We start from the raw sequence: 22,171 nt of genomic DNA, 5'->3' as shown, positions 1-22,171 counted from the left end.
AACTCGTTGGTGAAGCAATTTTCGCTCTCACTGATGCTTTTGGAGACAGCGCTGGTGATAACAACAACACTGTCTTCCAAAACAGAGTTCGTTTGGACTTACAAACCAGCTTCACAGGTAAAGACGTTTTGCACACTCGTCTTGCTATGGGTAATGGCAATAGGTTTAGTATTGGTGGCATTAACAATAACACCAGTGGTGAAGGCTTGCAGACCTTCAACCTCAACAACAATGGTAATGATGTCCAGCTAGATTGGTTGGCTTACTACGTTCCCATTGGTCCTGCTCAACTCTACGTTGCAGCAACTGGTGGTATTCATAGCGACTATGCTGCTACCAACAACCCATATTTTGAAGACTACGATGGTGGTAATGGCGCACTGTCTACCTTTGCTTCTGAAAACCCCATCTACCGGATTGGTGGCGGTGCAGGTGGAGCGCTAAATATTAACCTTGGTAAAGGTGGTGGTATCCTCAGACCAAGTTCTCTAACTGTAGGTTATTTGGGATCAGAACCAAATAACCCTGGTTTGGGTGCAGGTGTATTCAACGGAAACTATGCTGCTTTAGGACAACTAAACTTTAACCTCGGTCAAAGATTTGCGTTAGCTGCAACTTATGTTCATGGTTATCATGGTTCTGGTAGCACTTTATTTGATGCTGGTGGATTGGCAGGTTCAAACACCATTACTGGTGGAAACCTTCCTATAGTAGGTACTGCACAAGCCAACACTTTGAGTACTTTAAACGCATCCTCAAGTAACTCCTACGGTCTATCTGCAGCCATTAGACCTAGCGATAAGTTCTCTGTCAGTGGCTTTATTTCTTACCATGACGTGACTGGTTTCGGTGCTAATGATGACTATGAGGCTTGGAGTTATGGAGTTGGCGTCGCTCTACCTGACTTTGGTAAGAAGGGGAATGTTTTAGGTGTTTTTGCTGGAGCAGAACCCTATTCTCGCAACCGTCCTGGTTTTACCGGTAGCGATACACCTTACCACGTTGAAGGTTTCTACAAGTATCAAGTCAACGAAAATATCTCCATCACTCCTGGTGTGATCTGGCTCTCAGCACCCGGTCAAAATAGCGACAATGATGATGCTTTCATTGGTACTTTGAGAACAACATTTACTTTCTAGAATTGTGTTAGTGGTTAGTAGCAGTAACAACCAACAACTAACCACTAACAACTAATAAAAAACCCTACCACAAGGTGGGGTTTTTTATTGGAAATTTACCTTGAAAAAGGACAAACCCTAGTGGAGAACCGGAGTATAATGGAAGAAGGATGAAAAATAATAGATAAACTATAAAAAATCTTTATCCCTCATCCTTATATCCTTCATCCCTTATTTGTCGCCTGTGGAACTATCGTGTAAGTCAGAATACGCAATTCTTGCTTTACTGGAGCTGGCAATTCATTACCAAAGCGGGGAACCGCTACAAATTCGACAGATTGCAGCACAGCAAAATATACCAGATCGTTATTTAGAACAACTACTAGCAACTTTAAGACGTGGCGGTTTGGTTAAAAGCCAACGCGGATCTAAAGGTGGCTATTTGTTGGCGCGAGACCCTTGGAAAATCACTTTATTTGAGATTTTAGGTTGTTTGGAAGGGTTGGATGTGCGAACTGCTGAAGAGGACGTTAACCCTAAAACTGTAGATAACGCTGTTGTGGAAGATGTTTGGCTTGAAGCAATGCACGCAGCAAATGCAGTTTTGCAAAAGTATACACTTGCGGATTTATGTGAAAAACGAGATGCTCGTCGGCAGTTGGACATAATGTACTACATTTAATTAATTGTAATAGTTAGTTGTTAGTGGTTAGTGGTCAACGACTAACCACTAACAACTAACCACTAGCCACTAACTAAGGACAAAAATATGCAAATAGCACGTGATATTACAGAACTAGTTGGACGAACTCCTTTAGTACAACTTAACCGCATTCCACAAGCGGAGGGTTGTGTTGCTCGAATTGTGGTGAAGTTAGAAAGCATGAACCCGGCGGCTTCAGTGAAAGATCGTATCGGCGTAAGCATGATTAATAATGCTGAGGAGGAAGGTTTAATTTCTCCAGGGAAAACGGTTCTGGTGGAACCAACTTCTGGTAATACGGGAATTGCTTTGGCAATGGTGGCGGCTGCAAAGGGTTACCGCTTAGTTTTGACTATGCCTGAAACTATGAGTTCTGAAAGAAGAGCTATGTTGCGGGCTTTTGGCGCTGAACTCGAACTCACAACGGGAATTGAGGGTATGAGTGGCGCAATCCGGCGAGCACAGGAAATTGTTGAGACAACACCGAATGCTTATATGTTACAACAATTCCGTAACCCCGCTAACTCTAAAATACACCGGGAAACTACAGCTGAAGAAATTTGGGAAGATACGGAAGGACAGGTAGATATAATGATAGCTGGGGTGGGTACTGGTGGTACTATTACAGGTGTGGCTGAAGTCATTAAAGCACGCAAGCCAAGTTTTCAAGCGATCGCAGTTGAACCGGCTAACAGTCAAGTTTTAGCTGGGGGAAGACCCGGACCTCACAAAATTCAGGGAATTGGGGCGGGATTTGTGCCTCAAGTTCTGAATGTAGATGTTATAGATGAAGTGATTTCTGTAACGGATGATGAGGCTATTGCCTACGGTCGTCGTTTGGCAAGAGAGGAAGGGCTTCTCTCAGGAATTTCTAGCGGTGCTGCTTTGTGTGCGGCAATTCAAGTTGCCAAACGTCAAGAAAACGAAGGGCGCTTGATTGTTATGATTCAGCCTAGCTTTGGCGAAAGGTATTTAAGTACACCGCTGTTCCAAGATTTAGAACCCAAACTAGCTGCTAGTATCAGTTAACAGTGACCAGTGACCAGTGACCAGTGACCAGTGATTGAGGACTAGAAATTGGTCACTAGTTACCAATGACCAGTTAAAATTAAGTAATGGCAGAGACTAATAATCACAGCAATCACTACGAAACACTTAAAGTTCGCCCTGATGCTAGCCAAGCGGAGATTAAGCAAGCTTACCGCCGATTGGTAAAGATGTTTCATCCAGATAGCAATCAGGAAACTTCAGACTCGGACGCTATCATACGTATTAACGCTGCTTACGAGATTTTGGGGGATGCTCAAAATCGCCAAAATTACGACCAAAAATTGCGCCTGCTTTCTGAGAAAGCTAGTCGAAGTCGCCAACAGCGTACAACCTCAGCGCAAAAGCAGTATCAGGCAACCAGGCAAACAGGTAAAGAAGCTGATGAGCAAATTGAAGAGTGGTTGCACTTTGTTTATCAACCTGTAAATCGTCTGGTTTACCGTATTCTTTATTCTTTAAAAGAGCAAATAGAAAAACTCTCTGCCGATCCCTTTGATGATGTTCTTGTAGATGAATTTCAAGATTATTTAGATGCCTGTCGCGATGACCTCAAGCAAGCGCAAACCAAATTTCGTTCTTTGCCAAATCCTCCAAGCTTAGCCCGGTCTGCTGCTCATCTCTACTATTGTCTCAATCAAATTGGTGATGGACTAGATGAGCTTAAATACTACCCTTTGAACTACGACGAAAATTATTTGCATACGGGACAAGAAATGTTTCGCATCGCTAATCGTTTGTACCGCGAAGCACATCAATCTATGGGTGCATACGCTTAGGGAAGGCTTTGCCCCATGCCCTATGTCCATTTTTATATGTAATTTAAGTAAAAATTAGTTTATGCTGGAAGCAGAAAAATTTAAGAAATATTAAGTTTTGCTTCCACACACTCATGCAATGCATTGTAAATCGCCGCGCTCAATTTTCGGCAAGCCATCGCTATTGGTTACCAGAACTGAGCGATGCTGAAAACATCGAGAAATTTGGTGCTTGCTCTAAATTTCCCGGACACGGGCATAATTATGTTTTATTTGTCTCTCTCATTGGGGAACTGGACAAATATGGCATGGTACTAAACCTGTCTGATGTGAAACACGTTATCAAGCGCGAAGTCACTAGTCAATTAGATTTTTCCTATCTTAACGATGTGTGGTCAGAATTTCAACAAACTCTGCCTACTACAGAAAACATTGCACGGGTTATTTGGCATAAACTAGCACCCTATTTGCCTGTTGCTCGCGTGCAGCTTTTTGAACATCCCGAACTTTGGGCTGATTATTTAGGAGACGCAATGGAAGCTTACCTCACTCTTAGCACTCACTTTAGCGCCGCTCATCGGCTTGCTCATCCCGATATCAGCAATGAAGCTAACTTTGAGATTTATGGTAAATGCGCTCGCCCTAACGGACACGGGCATAACTACCACCTTGAAGTGACTGTGAAGGGGGAAATTAACTCCCGCACTGGTATGATTGTAGACTTAGGAGCTCTCAATCAAGCGATTGAGGATTATGTGGTGGAACCGTTTGACCATACCTTCCTCAATAAAGACATACCTTATTTTGCTCAAGTGGTTCCCACTGCTGAGAATATTGCACTTTACATCAGTCATTTGTTGCGATCGCCTATTCAAGAATTAGGTGCAAAGCTCTATAAAGTTAAATTAATTGAAAGTCCCAACAATTCTTGTGAGATCTATTGTACTGATTCTGAGTCGAATGCCAACACTGTAGAGCGCGAGTCTGTTTTAGTACGAGTATAGCCTTCCGACAAATAACAAAAGAATTATCAAGCCTATCCAAATATTTTTCATTGCGATAGGCTTTTGTTATTTTATAAGCTTTTGGAAACTATCTAAATTTTTTCACTTCAATATAATATCGATTGACAATTTAACTTGAGAAAGTTTCACATAGACTTGCTCCCATTCTGTAACTTTATATTTTCAACTTAATATGGAATTCCTTTATTTCTTACATCTCCATATAGTTGTTAACCTTCTATTCCTATAGAGTTATTTTTGAGATAGCAAGTAATACATAAAAATGATAACATTTTTTTATTAAACCTGACATCTTTTCCAGGTCAATAAATTGTTAATTCGATCGCTTTGATTTCAAGAAATCTTCTAACATTTCCTCCTTCAGACAGATATGATAAGCAATTGTTAAAATATAATAAATTTGTATTTATACTTTATAAGCATTAGTAATGTTTGATAAATTAAAATTATCATTTTTGTAATTTGAATTACAAATAGGTGAGAAAAGGAAATGACAAAAAGATAAATGAGTACTTTAGTCCTAATAGAATAGGAGGAAAAAAAATTGGAGAAATGCTTGATAAGAAAAGCTTTTAGGTCGTGAAATATTTATAATTTCATCTCCAAACTTCATTTATTTCCACGTAACCAAATCATAATGAAAGAAAATCAGGAATTCAAACTTTAGTGGAACGTTATATTAATAAAGTGGATGCTATCATTTAAAACGAGGTTTGATGATTCTTGATTTTTCTTAAAACTCAGTTTCTAAGAGAAATAGCTGTATCTGCTGGCAAAAGCTAAGCTAACCGAAAGGAGTAAAAATGTTACAAGCACAGAACTTATCACGAGAACCACTAGTTACCGTGGTCATTCCTACTTACAATCGCCCTAAATATCTTAGAGAAGCCATAGAAAGCGCTGTCAATCAGACCTATAAAAATGTAGAGATTATTGTGTCGGACGATGGTAGTGTAGAAAATCCGCAGGACATAGTCGATTCTTTTCAAGACCCGCGAATTCAGTTCCGGCGCAATCCAAAAAATCTAGGGATCGCCTTGAATGTGATTGGTGCATTTAAGGAAGCAAGAGGAAAATATGTTGCGAGTTTGAACGATGATGATGTTTGGAATCCAGAATTTTTGGAAAAGCTAATTCCAAATCTAGAGGCAGATGCAAGTGTAGCGATCGCATTCAGCGACCACTACATAATGGACTCAAAAGGCAAAGTTGACTCTGAGGCTACAGAGGAAAACACTCTACGTTGGAAGCGAGACCAACTACACGAAGGAGTTTACCAGCCTTTTTATGAAATCGGATTAGTTCATCAAGCTGTTCCCAGTGCGGTAGCGACTGTAATTCGTAAAGATGCTATTGACTGGGATGATTTTCCACCTCAAATGGGTTCTTATTGGGATTTGTATCTAACTTACCTTGCATGTCGCACTGGAAAGGGAGCTTATTACTCTCCTGAAAGACTGAGTAAGTATCGCGTACACACTCAATCAGAAACTTTTGTGAACGGGGCTTCGAGCGTTCAGTCAAAAATTCGGGCAGGTAAAGCAGGGATTTACTGCTATCGACAATTTATGGAAGATGAACGGTTGCAGGAGTTCAAAGATTACTTCCAAGAAAAATGGTTGCAAGCTCACACAACTCTTGCCATAGGCTTACTGAAAGCCGAGCAAACTCAGGAAGCAAGACCTTATCTTTTACACGCGCTTAGGCGACAAAAGTTTAACCTCAGAACAGTTGCGGCGTTTGCTTTGTCGATTATTCCTCGCCCTCTAGCACGTAGATTTCTGACTATTTAAATAAAATTTAAAAATATCGGCGGCGGCTAGCTAAGCGACGCGAGTAGCGGTTGATAGCCCACGCTGAGAGCAGAAGAATCAAGCTAAGAGATAAGCGACTCAGAACAGACAAAACAACGTTAATATCAAAAAATTGCAATTGATTGAGGAAACTCAAGTCTCTGGTTAGGATAAACAGCACGAAAATCGCGTTTCCACCAAGCATCAGGGTTAATAGTATCAAAAACTGTCTCCATAAGCGTTGCTTGAGTGTAAAACCAGAGATGAGAGTCCTTGAATCTTGACCTTGTAGTTTTTGTAAGTATTTTTCCAGTCGCCAAAACATCCATAGCAAGAATGGAAATAATCCGTAGTTGAGCAAGCGCCAAGGGAAAGAATAGCGACCGCTAATAGATAAAATATTGACCAAAGCATGACAAATAACAGAGTTTACCCATGCTGGAAAAACTTGACCTCTGTGTCGGGTTGAGTAAATACTGTCATTGACAAGCGCCCCTAACGCATATCCCCAAGGTGCAGAAAACATGATATGCACGGGCGTGCTTATCAATCTTTCTACAACCGATGGCATACCTTGAAAGCCATGGAAAAGATATATCCAGTTTTCCTCGGCTGTAAAACCTAGCGAAACGGCTAGACAAAAAAGGAAAACTGTGCTAGAGCGTAACCGATACTGCCGTTGAAAATAGTTAGTTAAAGCGATGACAGCGACTAACTTACAACCTTCTTCAATTGGACCAACTTCAATCAATTGTCGCAGGGCAACACCAAATAGCGATCGCTGAATGATGCGCCAATTCACAACCTTTTGGGCAACTGTTTCAAAAACCAGTTCCAAGTGAAGGGCAATAAACCCAGATATTGCCCCAAGAGCAAAGAATGACAACAGCCGTATGAGAGAGATAGTAGTTGGAATGCGGCTGTAGTAGTACACCAAAAGAAGCAGTGGTGGGAACACTGCCAACAAAACTATAAGTACATCAATCACGCACTTGAGCTACGATTGTGCGATGACGCGGACTGTTGGGAGTGATGGTAGGAGTCTTGAAACCAGCATCCACTAACGCTTGCTCGATATCGAAGGAGAAATACTCATCCATAAGTGGTTCAGTACTTTTGAGCAAAGTCATAACATAGGTAGGCATTTTTTGATACACTTCCGATCTTGGATTCATATCCATAATTCCTATACAACCGCCCGGACGTAGCACACGCTTGGCTTCTGCAAAAATTTGTCTGGTTGCGACTTGAGGTAACTCGTGACAAATTAAGAACATAGAGACAAAATCAAAGGAAGCACTCGCCAACCCAGTTGATTCAGCAGCTGCATGAACCCAATCGATATTAACACCGCGCTGTTGGCTTCGGTATTGAGCAACGGCGAGAAAATAAGGAGACAAATCTAAACCAGTGATTTTGGCATGAGGATAAATTTTTTGTAGTGCAAAAGTGCTCATCCCCACACTACATCCAATATCTAAAATCGCTTGTGGCGGTCTGGGGAGTTGCTTTGTCAGAATATTATGATAACTTTGACGTAGCTGAGCATCTCCTTGGTCTGTGGTCTTGCCCCAAAGAGTTGCATGAACAGTTTGAGCAGCAACTTCTACCTCTAGCGCTGCTTCCCAGCAAAGGTCTCCCTTATCATAAGCGTGGAAAGATTGCAAATAATAGCCTGGGTAGGTTACTTGTGGGTTTTGTACTTTCGCAAAATCCTTTGTCCAATCTCGTGCTTGTAGCGTGCGGACTTCTTGCGTCCAATTCACACCGATTTTCTCAGCACGTTTAATCATCATTTGCCTAGCTTGGTGTTTGGCTAGGTTGGCGAGAGGTTTAATAGCAAGAACTCCATTTATGAAGCGTGAAGCTAATCCTGGAGTATTTTTGACAGCCGTGTTCATCACTGATTTCTATCTACCTTTGGAATGAGGAATGCGCTTGTCTATCAAATATGATAAAGCTCTAAGCGATCCAATCTTCACTCTCGAATTAACTTCTTAACAGTGACCACCTGCCAGTTCTCTCGTTCCCAGGCTCCGCCTGGGAATGCATGGAGCGAGGCTCTGCCTCGACTTTGTAACAAGTAGGTAGGGCTATGCCTAGAGCACCGATCGAGTAATAACGGTTGATAAACACAAAATTATGTGATTGGGTTAAAACGCCTATTTCAGGATAAATTTTTAGGTCTAGTTTTTAGCGATCGCATAAAACCTGAACGCCTAAAAGTTCGATTTACACAAGAGACATATTCTGCATTTTATGTCAACTACTTCTACTTGACCAACGCTCTAGGGTGTTGACTCTGTGCCTTGTTTGGGGTATCACTCATGCAAAATTTGAGAATCTTGACTAGAACTGAAATGCTTGTTGGGTAACGCTTTCAACGAAAATAAATTTTTATAGTACATTTTTACTAAAAGTCAACAAAGTCAACACCCTAGGCGATGCCGCACAACATCCAACAATGAGATTGCCCACCTACTTTATAGCGGTTTTCAATTGGGTGCAATACATCAAATAATTAAGGAATCGCAGATGAACACAGATAAATCTGTACTTCATTTCAGTGAGAACCGCTATAATCTGGTTAAATACCCTCTCTAGAGTACTCTTGGCGTACAGTCTGGCATTTTTCCTCCCCTGCATTCCCTGCAAATCCTACGCAGTATTGCCCTCTGACCTGAATCCTTACACATTAATCAGATTTAGCACTCAATTTTTATAATATTGTCTATTATCATACTAATAACTGTAAATTTTTCTTTTGACAGCTAGACAAAGGTTACAACGTCAATTTCCTCTAAAGCAATGGAAATTGCAGATTTATCAGGTTGCTTTTCTTAATAATCAAAACTCAAATAAATTTTTGCAGTTAAGGATTTGAATTTTACCAGTATCTCGATATAGCTCAGTGTTGATTCTAGTAAATAAAAAATGAAACCTATGAAATCACTTGGTTTTTACGAGAAGAGACTGCAAGATTTAGAAAAAAATATTACTGAAGACCAGAAACTACTTAAGCAATACGAGGATGTGCTGCGCTATGAAAGTGACCCTCGTGCTATAGGTAGGTATAAAAGAGAAATTGAGCGGCAGCGAGAGTCTGTTTCTTCCTATATAGATCCAGAAGTAGATAAAGATTTAAAGTCTCTAGAAGTAGAGCTTCAAATGTTATGTTACCGCAATTTGAAAGAATTTTACGGATATGAGGGGTCACTAGAACCTGCACAGTATCACGCTTACAAGAAGCTTTTGTTTGCCGTAGCTTGCCGTGCAAAAGACAGTTAGTCTTTACCTGTTTGATACCAAGGGAATAATATTTGTGACGATTAAAACCACCACAAATATTAATCTTCTTAGCTACCTTCTTCCAAGCTCCCGACTTCAATTTGTCCTCTGGCTTCTTGAAGTAAGAATCAAGGTGTTTGGGTAATCTTTCAGTCCGATTCTGACCGTGCCGAGCTATTATCAACGCAGCAGCACAACCAGAATTCAGACCATAAGCTGCCATATATTTCGTAACACCAATTACGCTGGTGTATGCAGCATCAACTTTGATTATTTCTATCCCAGATTTAATGCAACGAGATTCAATCGTCTGGGTAAACGGCTCTTGCGTACTTAGCGTGCTATTTTTATAGGAAAATTAGCTTAAAATCCTTGTCTGGATTGTATTACAGCCATTATTACCTTTATAACAGTATTCTTTTCTAAAATTGAAACTAGAAGTGTCTGTAAGCCTTGCAAATAAAGCATAATTATAAATTTTAATTAAAATTTAGCACGCTATGTACGAAAGAACCATAATTCGTCGGGTACTTCAAGAGCGATTTTTGCCACAATGCAAGCTCAACAGAGAAGGTTGCTATTTTTAATTTACACCTAAATAGTTGGGTTTCGTTCCTCAACCCAACCTACTGGTGGGCGCTTCGACTTGTTAACTGGAGGCTCCGCTTCCAGATCTGCATTCCCAGGCTCCGCCTGGGAACGAGGGTGTCTGGTTCCCTCCCCTTTCCAAGGGGAGGGTTAGGGTGGGGTAAACTTAACTACCTGATTTGGGTTTTAGTGCTAACAACATCTCGACTTGAGAGGTTGATTTGTCGGGGCTAGTAGCAGTCATACCCAAACCGCGAATGGAACTCATAATAGCACTGGCTTCTGGGGAAATTGGTTGCCGTTGTGCTGTGGCAAAGCGCTCGATCAGGGATGCGGTTTTATCCATATCTATATAGAAGTAACCGCCGTTGGGTTTTTGTAAGGTGTTGGTGACTGCTTGGAAATTCGCACTGCTGTCTAAGCTCGGACCTTGACGATTTACTAACATTTCTGCTACTGGTCCACCAATCGCTACAAATACAGTATCTTGATTGAGCCAGCCGTGTGCTAACAATGCTCCTTGTTTGGGAATTTCCCATTCAGTGATTTCTTTGCCACCAATGTCTCTTTTAGTAATGTTTAAAGATTGTGCTTTGACAATGGTATCTAATTTGTTAAGGGTTTCTTCTACAGTTTTGCGATCGCCTGTCTGAAAGACCAATGCTCCTCCAAAGCCAATTTGTGCCAGTACGCCTTGATTTGATGGGATAGCTGCAATTCCAAATTCCCGATCCATCCAGCTAAAAACGTCCTTATCTAGGTCAATATTGACAAATTTTAGTTGCTGACGGGCTGTTTCAAGGGTTTGCTTTAATTCAGGAACGTCTTTTGATTGTTCGACAACTGTTGACCACCAACTGCTGATTCCCTGTCCGCTGATAATTGCCATTGTCTCTGACGGAAATTCCGACACAACTTTAGATCCCGTATTTTGGTATTGGAATTTTACGAGTTGGGGATCTAGTTTAGCAGTTGCTTTCAACCGTACACCTGCATTGTCAATACCAATTCCTGCCACCATAGATTTTACTTGTTTTAATTGCGACAATGTTTGTGCAGGTAATTGTGCTGACTGTGGATTCGTAGCAACAAGTTGCTGTACCATAGCAGCATAATCAGGTACGTAGATTTGGGCGACGGTATTTTCAACGTTGACACCTTGAGTTAGCAAGCTGCTTGCACCTTCTTTGTTGGCAAAGGAAGGTTGTCCTTTAAATGTGTCAATAGCATTTTCTATAGCTGACTTTTCTGTTGCTGAGACTACATATGTATTATTTAAAATAGCAGTGTACGTAGGCGAGCTTTTCCTGGAAGTTTCTATAATTTTTTCGCCTTTATAGTCAGTTTCTTGAATTTTTAGGTCTTTTTGTCCTTTTAATTTCGTGGCAAAGTTCAAAGCTTGGATTTTGTCTTTGATACCTACCACCATCAGGACGTTGGATTGTTGGGAAGCTTGAGGTGTACTCTGTGCGGGTTTGACTGCGTTGGGTGGAAGTACGGCAATCATCACGCCGCCTACCCAAGGTTTTATATCTTTTTCATAGGAAATACTATTATCAGTTGAGAGGCTTTTATTGAAGTTTTCTAGCTCTTTGGCGACTATCTTCTGGGCTTCTGGCGTCCCAAATTGCTCTAACTTTGCCCAAGCTGTTGGATCGGTGGAAATATAAGTTGCCATCAATGCTTCATCTGGTACGATTTTAGCAGCATTGAGAGCGTCGGAAACGTTTCCTTGGGGACCACCTTTAAAGTACATATAGGCAGCTACACCTCCTGCTACAACTACCGCAGTACCAATAGCAGGAATTAAAAAATTATTCTTAGATTTACTTTCTGGCATTGTTAAAATGTCCTATTTTCTTCAAATTGTCCTTAAGGTTAGTAAAAACGTCATTGTGGAGTTTTCGGATTCCTTAACTCTTTTAATGTTAACTTTTCGGTAATTACTGATAAAATTATGACTTCTATACACGGTTGGTCTTCTAGCGATCCTAGAGGGACTACACCTGTTTTGTATGCCAATCCGCAAAAGAAAGTTCTTTATCTGAAAAATATATTTCTTTAGATAGTGGCGAGCTATTCTAATTTATATATATTTAGGGTATTTTTACAGAATGTTAAACTTTCTTGGGACAAAATGCCTGTATAGAGATAACAGGGTGCAAAGTATTAGGGTGCATGGAATCAATTGGGGAAAGGCACGAAACTCTCGTGTTGTGACCTCAGTGTTTCAATCTAAGAGTTTTCAGGGTTTCTAAGGTCAGTAAACATCGATGTCGCAGTATTATTTTGATACAGAAAGTAACCGATACAAATCTTTTGAGTTACCAGGGGCAAAACCGCACTACAATCCAGATAAGCCCGGACAAGTAGAGCATATTTTTCTTGACCTCAGCCTAGATATTCCTAACAAAAGTTACCACGGTACTTGTAGCATTACTTTAACACCTATCCGTAATGGTCTAGATCGCTTGGTTCTGGATGCTGTCAATCTCAATATTGAGTCGGTTCAAGTGGATGGCAACCCCCAAAAGTTTGAATATGACGGCAAACAGTTGTCAATTTATCTCAGTATACAAACTGAGATGAATAAGCAGATTGCGATCGCGATTGCCTACTCAGCAGAAAAACCACAACGGGGTCTTTACTTTATAGAAGCAGACAAACACTATCCCAAAAAGCCCACCCAAGTTTGGACTCAAGGAGAAGACGAAGATTCTCGCTTTTGGTTCCCGTGTTTTGACTATCCCGGACAGCTATCAACTTCAGAAATTCGCCTTCGCGTTCCCAAGCCTCTCATTGCAATTTCCAATGGCGAACTTATCGCTACAGAGGAAGACGGCGAGCGCAAAATTTATCACTGGTTGCAAAAGCAAGTCCATCCGACTTACTTAATGACTCTTGCTGTAGGTGATTTTGCGGAAATTAGCGATGAATGGAATGGCATTCCCGTAACATACTACGTAGAAAAGGGGCGCGAGGAAGATGCCAAGCGCAGTATGGGCAAAACTCCTCAAATGATAGGGTTTTTGAGCGATAAGTACGGTTATCCCTACCCCTTTCCCAAATACGCTCAAGTGTGTGTTGATGATTTCATCTTCGGGGGAATGGAAAACACGTCAGCAACATTGTTAACAGATAGATGTTTGCTGGATGCACGAGCCGCACTCGATAACCGCAACACCGAAAGCTTGGTTGTCCATGAATTGGCGCATCAGTGGTTTGGCGATTTGGTGGTGATTAAGCATTGGTCTCATGCTTGGATTAAAGAGGGCATGGCTTCTTATTCAGAGGTCTTGTGGACTGAACGAGAGTATGGTGCCCAAGAAGCAGCATATTATCGATTGTTAGAAGCTCGGAGTTATTTAGCTGAGGATAGCGGACGTTACCGCCGCCCTATGGTAACTCACGTTTATCGAGAAGCAATTGAACTTTACGATCGCCACATCTACGAGAAGGGATCGTGTGTTTATCACATGATCCGCTCGGAATTGGGAGAAGAGTTATTCTGGAAAGCCATCCAAACATTTGTGCGGGATAATGCCCATAATACTGTAGAAACAGTGGATTTACTACGGGCGATTGAGAAAGCAACCGGGCGAAATCTCCTGTTCTTGTTCGATCAGTACGTGTATCGTGGCGGACATCCTGATTTTAAAGTGGTTTACTCCTGGGATGGAGATTCTAATTTAGCTAAGGTAACAATTACCCAAAACCAAGCTGTATCAGATAATAACGGTAGCAGCAACAGTTTGTTTGATTTGAGAATTCCTATTGGTTTTGGATACGTTAAGGAAGAGGATAAGGGGGACAAGGCTCCTTACCTAAAGACTTTCACCGTCCGTGTCAACGAACGAGAACAAAGTTTTTATTTTCCATTAGAAGAAAAACCTCAATTTGTCAGTTTTGATGTGGGGAATCATTTCTTGAAAACGGTGTCTGTGGAGTATCCAGTACCGGAATTGAAAGCACAGTTAGAATTCGATCCCAACCCCATATCTCGGATTTATGCAACTGAGGCTTTGGCAAAGAAAGGTGGTTTGGAAGCATTGAAAGCACTGTCAGAAGCCTTGGTTAAGGAACCATTCTGGGGTGTCCGTACTGAAGTGGCAAAACAAATTGCGGAAATTAAGTTAGACCAAACTTTTGATGCTCTTGTTGTTGGGTTGAAAGATAAAGATGCTCGCGTGCGCCGTGCTGTTGTAGATTCGTTAAGTGAAATTAAGATTTCTGACAGTTATAAGGCATTGAAGGATTTGCTGGAGAAAGGCGATCCCAGTTATTATGTGGAGTCGGCAACGGCTCGTGCTGTTGGTACGATTGCAACAGCATCAGAGTCTTTGAAAATCAAGGAAGACAAAGTTATCAAGTTGCTGAAATCTGTTTTGGAGGACAAAGCAGGTTGGAATGAAGTAGTTCGCAGTGGTGCGATCGCGGGTTTATCACAACTCAAAACATCAGTTGGTGCGCTAGACTTGATGATGGAGTACACAAAGCAAGGTGTCCCGCAACCGCTGCGTTTAGCTGCAATCCGATCTCTAGGAAAGATTTCTGTTGGTCAAACAACGACAAATTTAGAGCGGATTTTGGAGCGATTGACAGAGATATCGCGAGAAACATTCTTTTTGACAGAATTGGCAGTGGTGGCTGCTTTAGGACAAATGGAAACACCGAAAGCGATCGTACCACTACAAGCCATAGCGGAGCAAACACCAGATGGGCGAGTCCGTCGCTATGCTGAAGAAGAGATTTCTAGAGTTCAAAAGAGTGTTGGTTCCGATAATGCGTTGCGTCAGTTGCGTTCTGAAGTCGAGCAACTCAGGCAACAAAATCAAGAGTTGAGAAGTCGTTTAGAGAACTTGGAAGCAAAATCTAAGTAAGGCAATCTGCCTAGCTATATCCTTGTGTAGAGACGCGCCATGGCGCGTCTTTCTATATGTAATTTTAGCTTCAGTTTTACCCCACCCTAGCCCTCCCCTTTACAAGGGGAGGGAACTGGAAATCTAGTTTCCCCCCAATACATCGGGGGGATTAAGGGGGGTAAATAATTGGACATAATGAGTTTCTATAAATTTTAGAGAATTTCAGCAATTTTACGGTACTTAGCATATAAAATAAGTAGTATTTTGTACATAAATTTCAAAAATTATATTTTAATAAAAACTTAAAATTTTCCTTAAGAAAACATAAGAAGCAAATACCAATTTTTGTTAATTTTTTAACCGAATTCATAATTTATACTTCATAATTCATAATTTATACTTTATAATTTGTCATGCAATTTAACGAAGTTATTTTATCAGAACCAGTTAATTTAACGAACTGCGATCGCGAACCAATCCATATTCCCGGTCAGATACAGCCACACGGGGTACTTTTGGCTCTTGAGGAACCGCATTTGAAAATTTTGCAAGCAAGCCAAAATACAAATGTATTTTTTGATATTTCTGCTGAATCTTTAATTGGTCAAAACTTAAATTCCATATTCCCTGAAGAACAGGTGAATTTTATGGCTGAATATTTGGCAGAGGATAACTTAGCAGCCGTTCACTTGTTCAACCTTAAAATTGATAACAACACTCAAGATTCGGTAGTTTTTTTAGGTTCGCTTCATCGTTCTGAAGAGATTTTAATTCTTGAATTAGAACTTTATTCATCAACAGAAAAAGCTTCGTCTTTAGGTTACTACCATATTTTACAAGGTGCAGTTTCTCACATTCGGAGTGCGGCGGATTTTTCAGAATTGTCTCAAAGACTAGCGCGAGAAATAAGAAGGATAACTCAGTTTGACCGAGTTATGCTCTACAAATTTGAGTCAGATTATAGTGGTGTTGTGATTGCTGAAGATAAACCAAACGACCTAGAAAGTTATTTAGGGCTGCATTATCCAGCTTCAGATATTCCATCTCAAGCTAGAAAACTTTATTATGAAAATTGGTTGCGCGTTATTGTTGATGTTAACTATCAGCCTGCCAAATTATTTCCAGTTATCAATTCTCTGACAAATAAACCGCTTGACTTGAGTGGTTCGGTATTGAGAAGTGTATCGCCTATGCATGTAGAATATTTACATAACATGGGCGTTGTTGCTTCAATGTCTATCTCAATTATCAATGAAAATAAGCTTTGGGGTTTGATTGCTTGTCACCATTATTCTCCTAAATATGTTGATTATGAAATTCGCAAAGCTTGTGAATTCCTCGGACAATTTGCTTCTATTGAAATTCTGAATCATCAAGAAAAAATCTTGAGTTTTTACCGTCAAAAAGTGAAATCCGTTCAAGAACAACTCAGACAAGCTTTGGCAAGTGAGTCAAATTATTTGGGAAATGTCTTTCAACGTCAGGAGTCAAATTTATTAAAGTTATTTCAGGCTCAAGGGGCTGCTATCTTATTAGAAGATAAAATTACTTTACTCGGTCAAACCCCTTCTAAGGGAGAAACACAAAAACTTGTTAATTGGTTAATTAATTCTTATCGTCAAGAAGTTTTTCATACAAATTCTTTGATTGAAATCTATCCTAATGCTAGAAAATTTAATTATGGAATTAGCGGTGTTTTAATTATTTCTATTTTTCTCAATCAGAGGTCTTATCATATTATTTGGTTTAGACCAGAGCAAATTCAAACAGTTCATTGGGCGGGCTATCCTAATAAGCCTGTATCTTCTGAATTGGATGGGAGTTTGTATTTATCTCCACGTAAATCATTTGAACTGTGGAAAGAAACTGTTAGCGAAAAGTCTCTCCCTTGGCAACCTTTCGATCTTGAAGTGGCTCAAGAGATGAAGAATCTTCTTATGCTTGTAGCACTTGAATTTTCTCATGTCGCACTTCAGAAAGCAGCCGAACAAGCAGACATTGCTAATCAAGCTAAAAGTCAATTTCTGGCTAAGATGAGTCATGAGTTGCGAACTCCCCTCAATGCGATATTGGGTTTTACCCGACTCATCAATCGTAACAGCCAACTTTCAAAAGAAGACCGAGAAAATTTAGGCATTATCAGTCGTAGCGGTGAGTATTTGCTTTCATTAATTAATGATATTTTAGAAATGGCTAAGATTGAGGCAGGTCATCAAACTTTAAATGAAGTTTTTTTTGACTTAAATCGCCTCATTTACTCTTTGCAAGAGATGTTTTCTCTAAAGGCTTCTGATAAGGGTTTGAATTTAAAGATGGAGATAGGTTCAGAAGTTCCTCAGTATGTTTGTGGTGATGAAGGTAAGCTGAGACAAATACTTATTAATCTTATAGGAAATGCTATTAAATTTACTGCTGTAGGCAGTATTGTTTTAAAAGTCTCTTGTCAAACTTCTGCTTTCAGAGAAAAAAATAAATCGATTTTTGAATTTCAAGTAGAAGATACCGGACCTGGTATTGCGGCTGAAGAACTAGGCTTTATTTTTGAACCATTTGTACAGGCAAAAAATGGACGCAATTTTATGCAAGGTACGGGACTGGGGCTGCCTATTAGCCGTCAGTTTGCTAGACTTATGGGAGGTGATGTAACGGTTCGTAGTGTTTTAGGTCGGGGTGCAACTTTTGTTTGTTGCATTCAACTTACTTTACCTCAAGAGGTGGATGTTATTCCTTGCAAAAGTATTACGAAACAAGTGATAAGTTTGCAACCAGAACAACCCATCTTTCGGATTCTTGTTGTGGAGGATAATGTTGAAAATAGACAGCTTTTGGTGAAACTGCTGGAATCTGTTGGTTTTGAAGTTTACTCGGCGGAAAATGGATTGCAAGCCCTTGCTTTTTACCAAGAGTGGGAACCCGACTTGATTTGGATGGATATGCAAATGCCCGTGATGAATGGATATGAAGTCACTCAAAAAATTCGAGCAATGACTCAGCGAAGAAGTCCAATAGTTATTGCTTTGAGTGCAAGTGCTTTTGAGGAAGATAGACAACTTATGTTACAAAATGGTTGTAATGATTTTGTAACTAAACCTTTTGAAGAAAGTGTTATCTTTGAAAAAATGGCGGAATATTTGAATTTACGTTATGTTTATGCAGAAGAAAATCAACAGCTAGTTTCTTTGTCTGATAAACAACACAAACAACTGACGGCTTCGGATTTACAAGTTATGCCTCGTGATTGGATTGCTGAAGTCCATCACGCTGCACTCGTCATTGATGAAGCCAAACTTTTGGAATTATTTAGTCAAATTCCTAAAGAGCAATTTGAACTGGCTCTTGCTTTAAAAAATTTAGTTGATAATTTTCAAGTAGAAACAATTATTAAAATTACCAAATTAGGGACTGGGGATTAGGGATTGGGGAATAGGAAATTCCCAATCGCTAATCGCCAATCGCCAATCGCAAAAAATATGTCAAAATTGCAAGATTTTCAGAAAAATAATTATATTCTACTGGTGGATGACAATCCAGATAACTTACGCTTGTTATCTAAAATGTTAGAGGTAGAAGGATATAAAGTTAGAAAAACCATCAGTGGAAAAATGGCAATTCAATCTGCTCAAATAGAACCTCCTGACTTGGTTTTACTTGACATTAATATGCCAGAAATGGATGGTTATGAGGTTTGTCGAGTTCTGAAATCTCAAGAAAAAACGGCTCGCGTTCCTGTGATTTTTATCAGTGCTTTGAATGAAACAGGAGATAAAGTTAAAGCTTTTGAAAATGGTGGTGTGGACTACATTATTAAACCGTTTGAAGAAGCAGAAGTCTTAGCACGAATTACTAATCAACTGCTCATTCACAAGCAGCAACAACAACTTTTAGCACAAAATCATCAGTTAGAACAAGAAATTGCAGAACGCGAACAAATAGAAGCAGATTTGCAAAAAAGCGAGTCTTCTATGCGGGCGCTTTATGAGGTGGCGGCTGATGGAGACCTCTGCTTTGAACAGCGTATTCAACGGCTGTTGATAATGGGTTGTAAAGTATTTGAGATGGAGTTTGCGGTTTTGTCTCAAATAGATAGCGATCGCTATGAAATTATCGTAGCAAAATCCCCCGATAATTCTCTTTCTCCGGGAGATTCTTTTAACCCCAGGGAAACTTTTTGCTTTGAGACACTCACAAACGACGAACCTTTGAGCATTGAGCATACAAGTGCTTCTTCTTGGCAAAACCACCCGGCTTACAACGCTTTTGGGATGGAATGCTACATGGGAACTCGGATTCGAGTGGCGGGTCAAATTTATGGAAGTCTCTGTTTTTGTTCTCGAACTCCGCGAGACAAAGCGTTTAAATCGGCAGACAGAGAATTATTAAAGTTAATGGCACAGTGGGCTGGGGGAGAGATTGACCGCAAGCAATCGCAAGTCGCCCTGGAACTGGAATATCAGCGTGCTTTGCTGTTGAAACAAATGACGCAAGAAATTCGCCAAACTCTGGATGTCAAACAGATTTTTCAAATTGCGGCTGTTCAAATTGGGAATTACTTTGGTGTGAATCGCTGTTTGATTCACAACTACGTTGCACAACCCATTCAAATCCCCATGGTAGCAGAGTACCTAGAACCGGGCTATTCATCAATATTGCATCTTGACATTCCAGTCGTCAACAACCTTCACGCACAACAGATGTTGGCTCAAGATCGAGCTATTGCTTCTCCAGATGTTTTTGCTGACCCTTTGTTAACAGCTATTCAACCTCTTGCTGAGCAATTGGGTTTGAAATCAATGCTGGCAATTAGGACTTCAGATCGGGGACAACCCAATGGAGCTATCATATTGCATCAGTGCGATCGCATCCGTAAATGGACGGAGGATGAGATTGAGTTTTTGGAATCTGTTGCAGCTCAAGTGGGAATTGCTCTAGCACACGCTCAATTGTTAGAACAGGAAAGGAAGCAGAGCAAAGAACTCATTCAGAAAAATTTTGCCTTAGAACGAGCAAAAAGAGAAGCGGACGCTGCTAACCGAGCAAAAAGCGAGTTTTTAGCTATGATGAGCCATGAAATTCGTACCCCGATGAATGCAGTGATTGGAATGGCAGGGCTTTTGCTCGATATGGAACTGACAGCTCAACAACAAGATTTTGTGGAAACCATCCGCAACAGCAGCGATTCCCTCTTGGCTATTATTAACGATATTTTAGATTTTTCCAAGATAGAGTCTGGTCGATTGGACTTGGAAGCACACCCCTTTAACTTGCACAATTGTATTGAAGAAGCTTTAGACTTGCTCGTTCCTCAAGCACAAGCCAAAAAGCTAGACTTATGCTACCCGATCGATCCCCAAACACCAACGACGATTGTAGGGGATGCAACGCGATTCAAACAAATTTTAGTCAATTTACTTGGCAATGCGGTTAAATTCACTTCATCCGGAGAAGTGGTTGTTTCGGTGACAGCAACACAACTTAAGAACGGGGAATATAAAATTCAAGTGGCTGTGAGAGATACAGGCATTGGTATTTCTCAAGATAAGATGGAGCGATTGTTTAAGCCCTTTAGCCAGGTGGATGCTTCCATTAATCGTAGCTATGGTGGGACTGGATTGGGTTTAGCTATCAGCAAGCGTCTAAGCGAAATTATGGGCGGTACGATGTGGGTAGAAAGTACTGTTGGCGTTGGCTCGACTTTTTATTTTACCCTAGTAGCACCCTCAAAACCCGATGTAGAAACTCATAGTATTCAGGGTGTTCAATCCAGTCTTGTAGGAAAACGGCTTTTGGTGGTGGATGACAATGCTACCAATCGACAAATTCTTACCCTAGCTGCTTCCAATTGGGGAATGGAAGTTGCTTGTGCTGAGTCGGGTTTGCAAGCTTTGCAACTCCTGCAACGGGACAAATTCGATCTTGCAGTTTTAGATATGTTTATGCCACAGATGGATGGCATCAGTTTGGCATCCCAAATTAATTCTCTGTCAAACTGCCAAGATATGCCCCTGATTTTGCTAAGCTCTGTATGCTTACCACCTAAAGACACAGTAGCTCAATCGGACTTTGCGGCTGTTTTAAGTAAACCCATCAAGCAATGGCATCTTTACAATACATTAGTGGGTATTTTAAACGGACAACAATTGAAGACTCGTCCCACTCAATCTTCAACGCCTAAATTCGATCCAAATTTAAGCGAAGAATTACCGCTACGTATTTTACTAGTAGAGGATGTTGCTTTAAATCAAAAAGTCGCTTTACAAATGCTTAAGCGGTTGGGTTACCGTGCTGATGTCGCGAACAATGGATTAGAGGCACTGTCAGCTTTGCGATCGCATCCTTATGATATCGTCTTTATGGACGTACAAATGCCGGAAATGGATGGGCTGCAAGCAACTCGCCAGATTTGCCAAGAATGTTCAACTTCTCAACGCCCTTGGATTATTGCTATGACTGCTCATGCGATGCAAGGTGATAAGGAAGAATGTTTAAATGCTGGGATGAATGATTATATAAGCAAACCGATTAGACCTGAAAGTTTAGCCCAAGCGTTTGAAAACTACAGACGCAAACACAATACCCCCGTCACTGAGGAAGAATCAACTCCAACAGAAATTCTCGCTCCCGCTATTGACGCTCGAGCATTTCAATCTTTAAAAGAGATGATAGGAGACGATAATCTGTTGGCAGAATTGCTGGAAAATTACTTACAAGATGCACGGGAAAGAGTACAAACCATAAGGGACGCGATCGCATCCCAAGATGCTGCTAGCTTGCATATTACAGCTCATTCCTTGCGATCGATAAGTGCTAGCGTTGGAGCCATACAGCTTGCGACACTCTGTCAACAACTTGAAGCTATAGGTAGAGATGGTACAACAAACGGAACTTCAACCCTCGGTTCTGAACTGAAAGCAGAGTACGAACGAGTCGAAGCTTCTTTGTCACTGGTCACTGACATAATAGAAAGCGGATAATTAAAATAAAAGATTTAA

13 protein-coding genes are annotated in these 22,171 nt (G+C 40.6%); 10 read left to right on the top strand and 3 right to left on the bottom strand.

Annotation, left to right across the window (positions count from 1 at the left end):
- The 6 genes from ACKTT2_RS39960 to ACKTT2_RS39935 form a co-directional block, all read left to right on the top strand.
- A partial coding sequence (locus tag ACKTT2_RS39960; protein WP_407896925.1) for an iron uptake porin occupies window positions 1-1,139 on the top strand: 1,139 nt, incomplete at its 5' end.
- Window positions 1,140-1,362: 223 nt separating this feature from the next.
- Window positions 1,363-1,800: an RrF2 family transcriptional regulator gene (locus ACKTT2_RS39955; RefSeq protein WP_407896923.1), complete on the top strand. Its 438-nt coding sequence runs from the start codon at window positions 1,363-1,365 to the stop codon at window positions 1,798-1,800.
- 87 nt (window positions 1,801-1,887) lie between these two features.
- On the top strand, window positions 1,888-2,850 hold the full coding sequence (gene cysK / locus ACKTT2_RS39950; RefSeq protein ID WP_407896921.1) for a cysteine synthase A: 963 nt from the start codon (window positions 1,888-1,890) through the stop codon (window positions 2,848-2,850).
- Window positions 2,851-2,936: 86 nt separating this feature from the next.
- The gene (locus ACKTT2_RS39945) at window positions 2,937-3,647 is read left to right on the top strand and encodes a J domain-containing protein (RefSeq protein WP_407896919.1); all 711 of its coding nucleotides are present in this window, start codon (window positions 2,937-2,939) and stop codon (window positions 3,645-3,647) included.
- A 113-nt stretch (window positions 3,648-3,760) separates the two neighbouring features.
- Window positions 3,761-4,630 (top strand): 6-carboxytetrahydropterin synthase, encoded by an 870-nt coding sequence (locus tag ACKTT2_RS39940; RefSeq protein WP_407896917.1) that lies wholly within the window; start codon window positions 3,761-3,763, stop codon window positions 4,628-4,630.
- A gap of 824 nt (window positions 4,631-5,454) precedes the next feature.
- Window positions 5,455-6,444 carry a glycosyltransferase family 2 protein gene (locus tag ACKTT2_RS39935; protein ID WP_407896914.1) on the top strand — a complete coding sequence of 330 codons (990 nt, stop codon included), beginning with the start codon at window positions 5,455-5,457 and terminating at the stop codon, window positions 6,442-6,444.
- Window positions 6,445-6,451: 7 nt separating this feature from the next.
- On the opposite strand, the gene ACKTT2_RS39930 is transcribed toward ACKTT2_RS39935, so the two are convergent.
- A complete protein-coding gene (locus ACKTT2_RS39930) occupies window positions 6,452-7,432 on the bottom strand; it encodes a PrsW family intramembrane metalloprotease (protein ID WP_407896912.1) in 981 nt (326 codons plus the stop codon).
- Window positions 7,425-8,345, bottom strand: coding sequence for a class I SAM-dependent methyltransferase (locus ACKTT2_RS39925; protein ID WP_407896910.1), 921 nt, complete (start codon window positions 8,343-8,345; stop codon window positions 7,425-7,427). The genes ACKTT2_RS39930 and ACKTT2_RS39925 overlap by 8 nt, the downstream gene beginning before the upstream one ends.
- A 1,042-nt stretch (window positions 8,346-9,387) precedes the next feature.
- On the opposite strand from ACKTT2_RS39925, the gene ACKTT2_RS39920 reads away from it, so the two are divergent.
- Window positions 9,388-9,732: a hypothetical protein gene (locus ACKTT2_RS39920; RefSeq protein ID WP_407896908.1), complete on the top strand. Its 345-nt coding sequence runs from the start codon at window positions 9,388-9,390 to the stop codon at window positions 9,730-9,732.
- Between the two features lie 754 nt (window positions 9,733-10,486).
- Here ACKTT2_RS39920 and ACKTT2_RS39915 read toward each other — a convergent pair.
- Window positions 10,487-12,160 carry a DUF3352 domain-containing protein gene (locus tag ACKTT2_RS39915; RefSeq protein ID WP_407896906.1) on the bottom strand — a complete coding sequence of 558 codons (1,674 nt, stop codon included), beginning with the start codon at window positions 12,158-12,160 and terminating at the stop codon, window positions 10,487-10,489.
- Between the two features lie 433 nt (window positions 12,161-12,593).
- Here ACKTT2_RS39915 and ACKTT2_RS39910 point away from each other — a divergent pair, with 433 nt between their 5' ends.
- The 3 genes from ACKTT2_RS39910 (at window position 12,594) to ACKTT2_RS39900 (ending at window position 22,153) form a co-directional block, all read left to right on the top strand.
- On the top strand, window positions 12,594-15,200 hold the full coding sequence (locus ACKTT2_RS39910) for a M1 family aminopeptidase (RefSeq protein ID WP_407896904.1): 2,607 nt from the start codon (window positions 12,594-12,596) through the stop codon (window positions 15,198-15,200).
- A 395-nt stretch (window positions 15,201-15,595) separates the two neighbouring features.
- Complete coding sequence (locus ACKTT2_RS39905) at window positions 15,596-18,595, top strand: response regulator (protein WP_407896902.1); 3,000 nt, start codon at window positions 15,596-15,598, stop codon at window positions 18,593-18,595.
- 57 nt (window positions 18,596-18,652) lie between these two features.
- A complete protein-coding gene (locus ACKTT2_RS39900) occupies window positions 18,653-22,153 on the top strand; it encodes a response regulator (protein WP_407896900.1) in 3,501 nt (1,166 codons plus the stop codon).
- The last annotated feature ends 18 nt before the right edge of the window (window positions 22,154-22,171 follow it).

This window comes from Scytonema hankhaensis NUACC26 (assembly GCF_045865695.1).
Lineage (GTDB): Bacteria > Cyanobacteriota > Cyanobacteriia > Cyanobacteriales > Nostocaceae > Scytonema.
This window is presented reverse-complemented; position numbering and strand designations above follow the sequence as displayed.

Coding starts and splice junctions, on each gene's coding strand:
- cysK (WP_407896921.1), top strand. CDS start 1,888: ATGCAAATAGCACGTGATATTACAGAACTAGTTGGACGAACTCCTTTA.
- ACKTT2_RS39945 (WP_407896919.1), top strand. CDS start 2,937: ATGGCAGAGACTAATAATCACAGCAATCACTACGAAACACTTAAAGTT.
- ACKTT2_RS39940 (WP_407896917.1), top strand. CDS start 3,761: ATGCAATGCATTGTAAATCGCCGCGCTCAATTTTCGGCAAGCCATCGC.
- ACKTT2_RS39935 (WP_407896914.1), top strand. CDS start 5,455: ATGTTACAAGCACAGAACTTATCACGAGAACCACTAGTTACCGTGGTC.
- ACKTT2_RS39925 (WP_407896910.1), bottom strand. CDS start 8,345: ATGAACACGGCTGTCAAAAATACTCCAGGATTAGCTTCACGCTTCATA.
- ACKTT2_RS39920 (WP_407896908.1), top strand. CDS start 9,388: ATGAAATCACTTGGTTTTTACGAGAAGAGACTGCAAGATTTAGAAAAA.
- ACKTT2_RS39915 (WP_407896906.1), bottom strand. CDS start 12,160: ATGCCAGAAAGTAAATCTAAGAATAATTTTTTAATTCCTGCTATTGGT.
- ACKTT2_RS39910 (WP_407896904.1), top strand. CDS start 12,594: ATGTCGCAGTATTATTTTGATACAGAAAGTAACCGATACAAATCTTTT.
- ACKTT2_RS39905 (WP_407896902.1), top strand. CDS start 15,596: ATGCAATTTAACGAAGTTATTTTATCAGAACCAGTTAATTTAACGAAC.
- ACKTT2_RS39900 (WP_407896900.1), top strand. CDS start 18,653: ATGTCAAAATTGCAAGATTTTCAGAAAAATAATTATATTCTACTGGTG.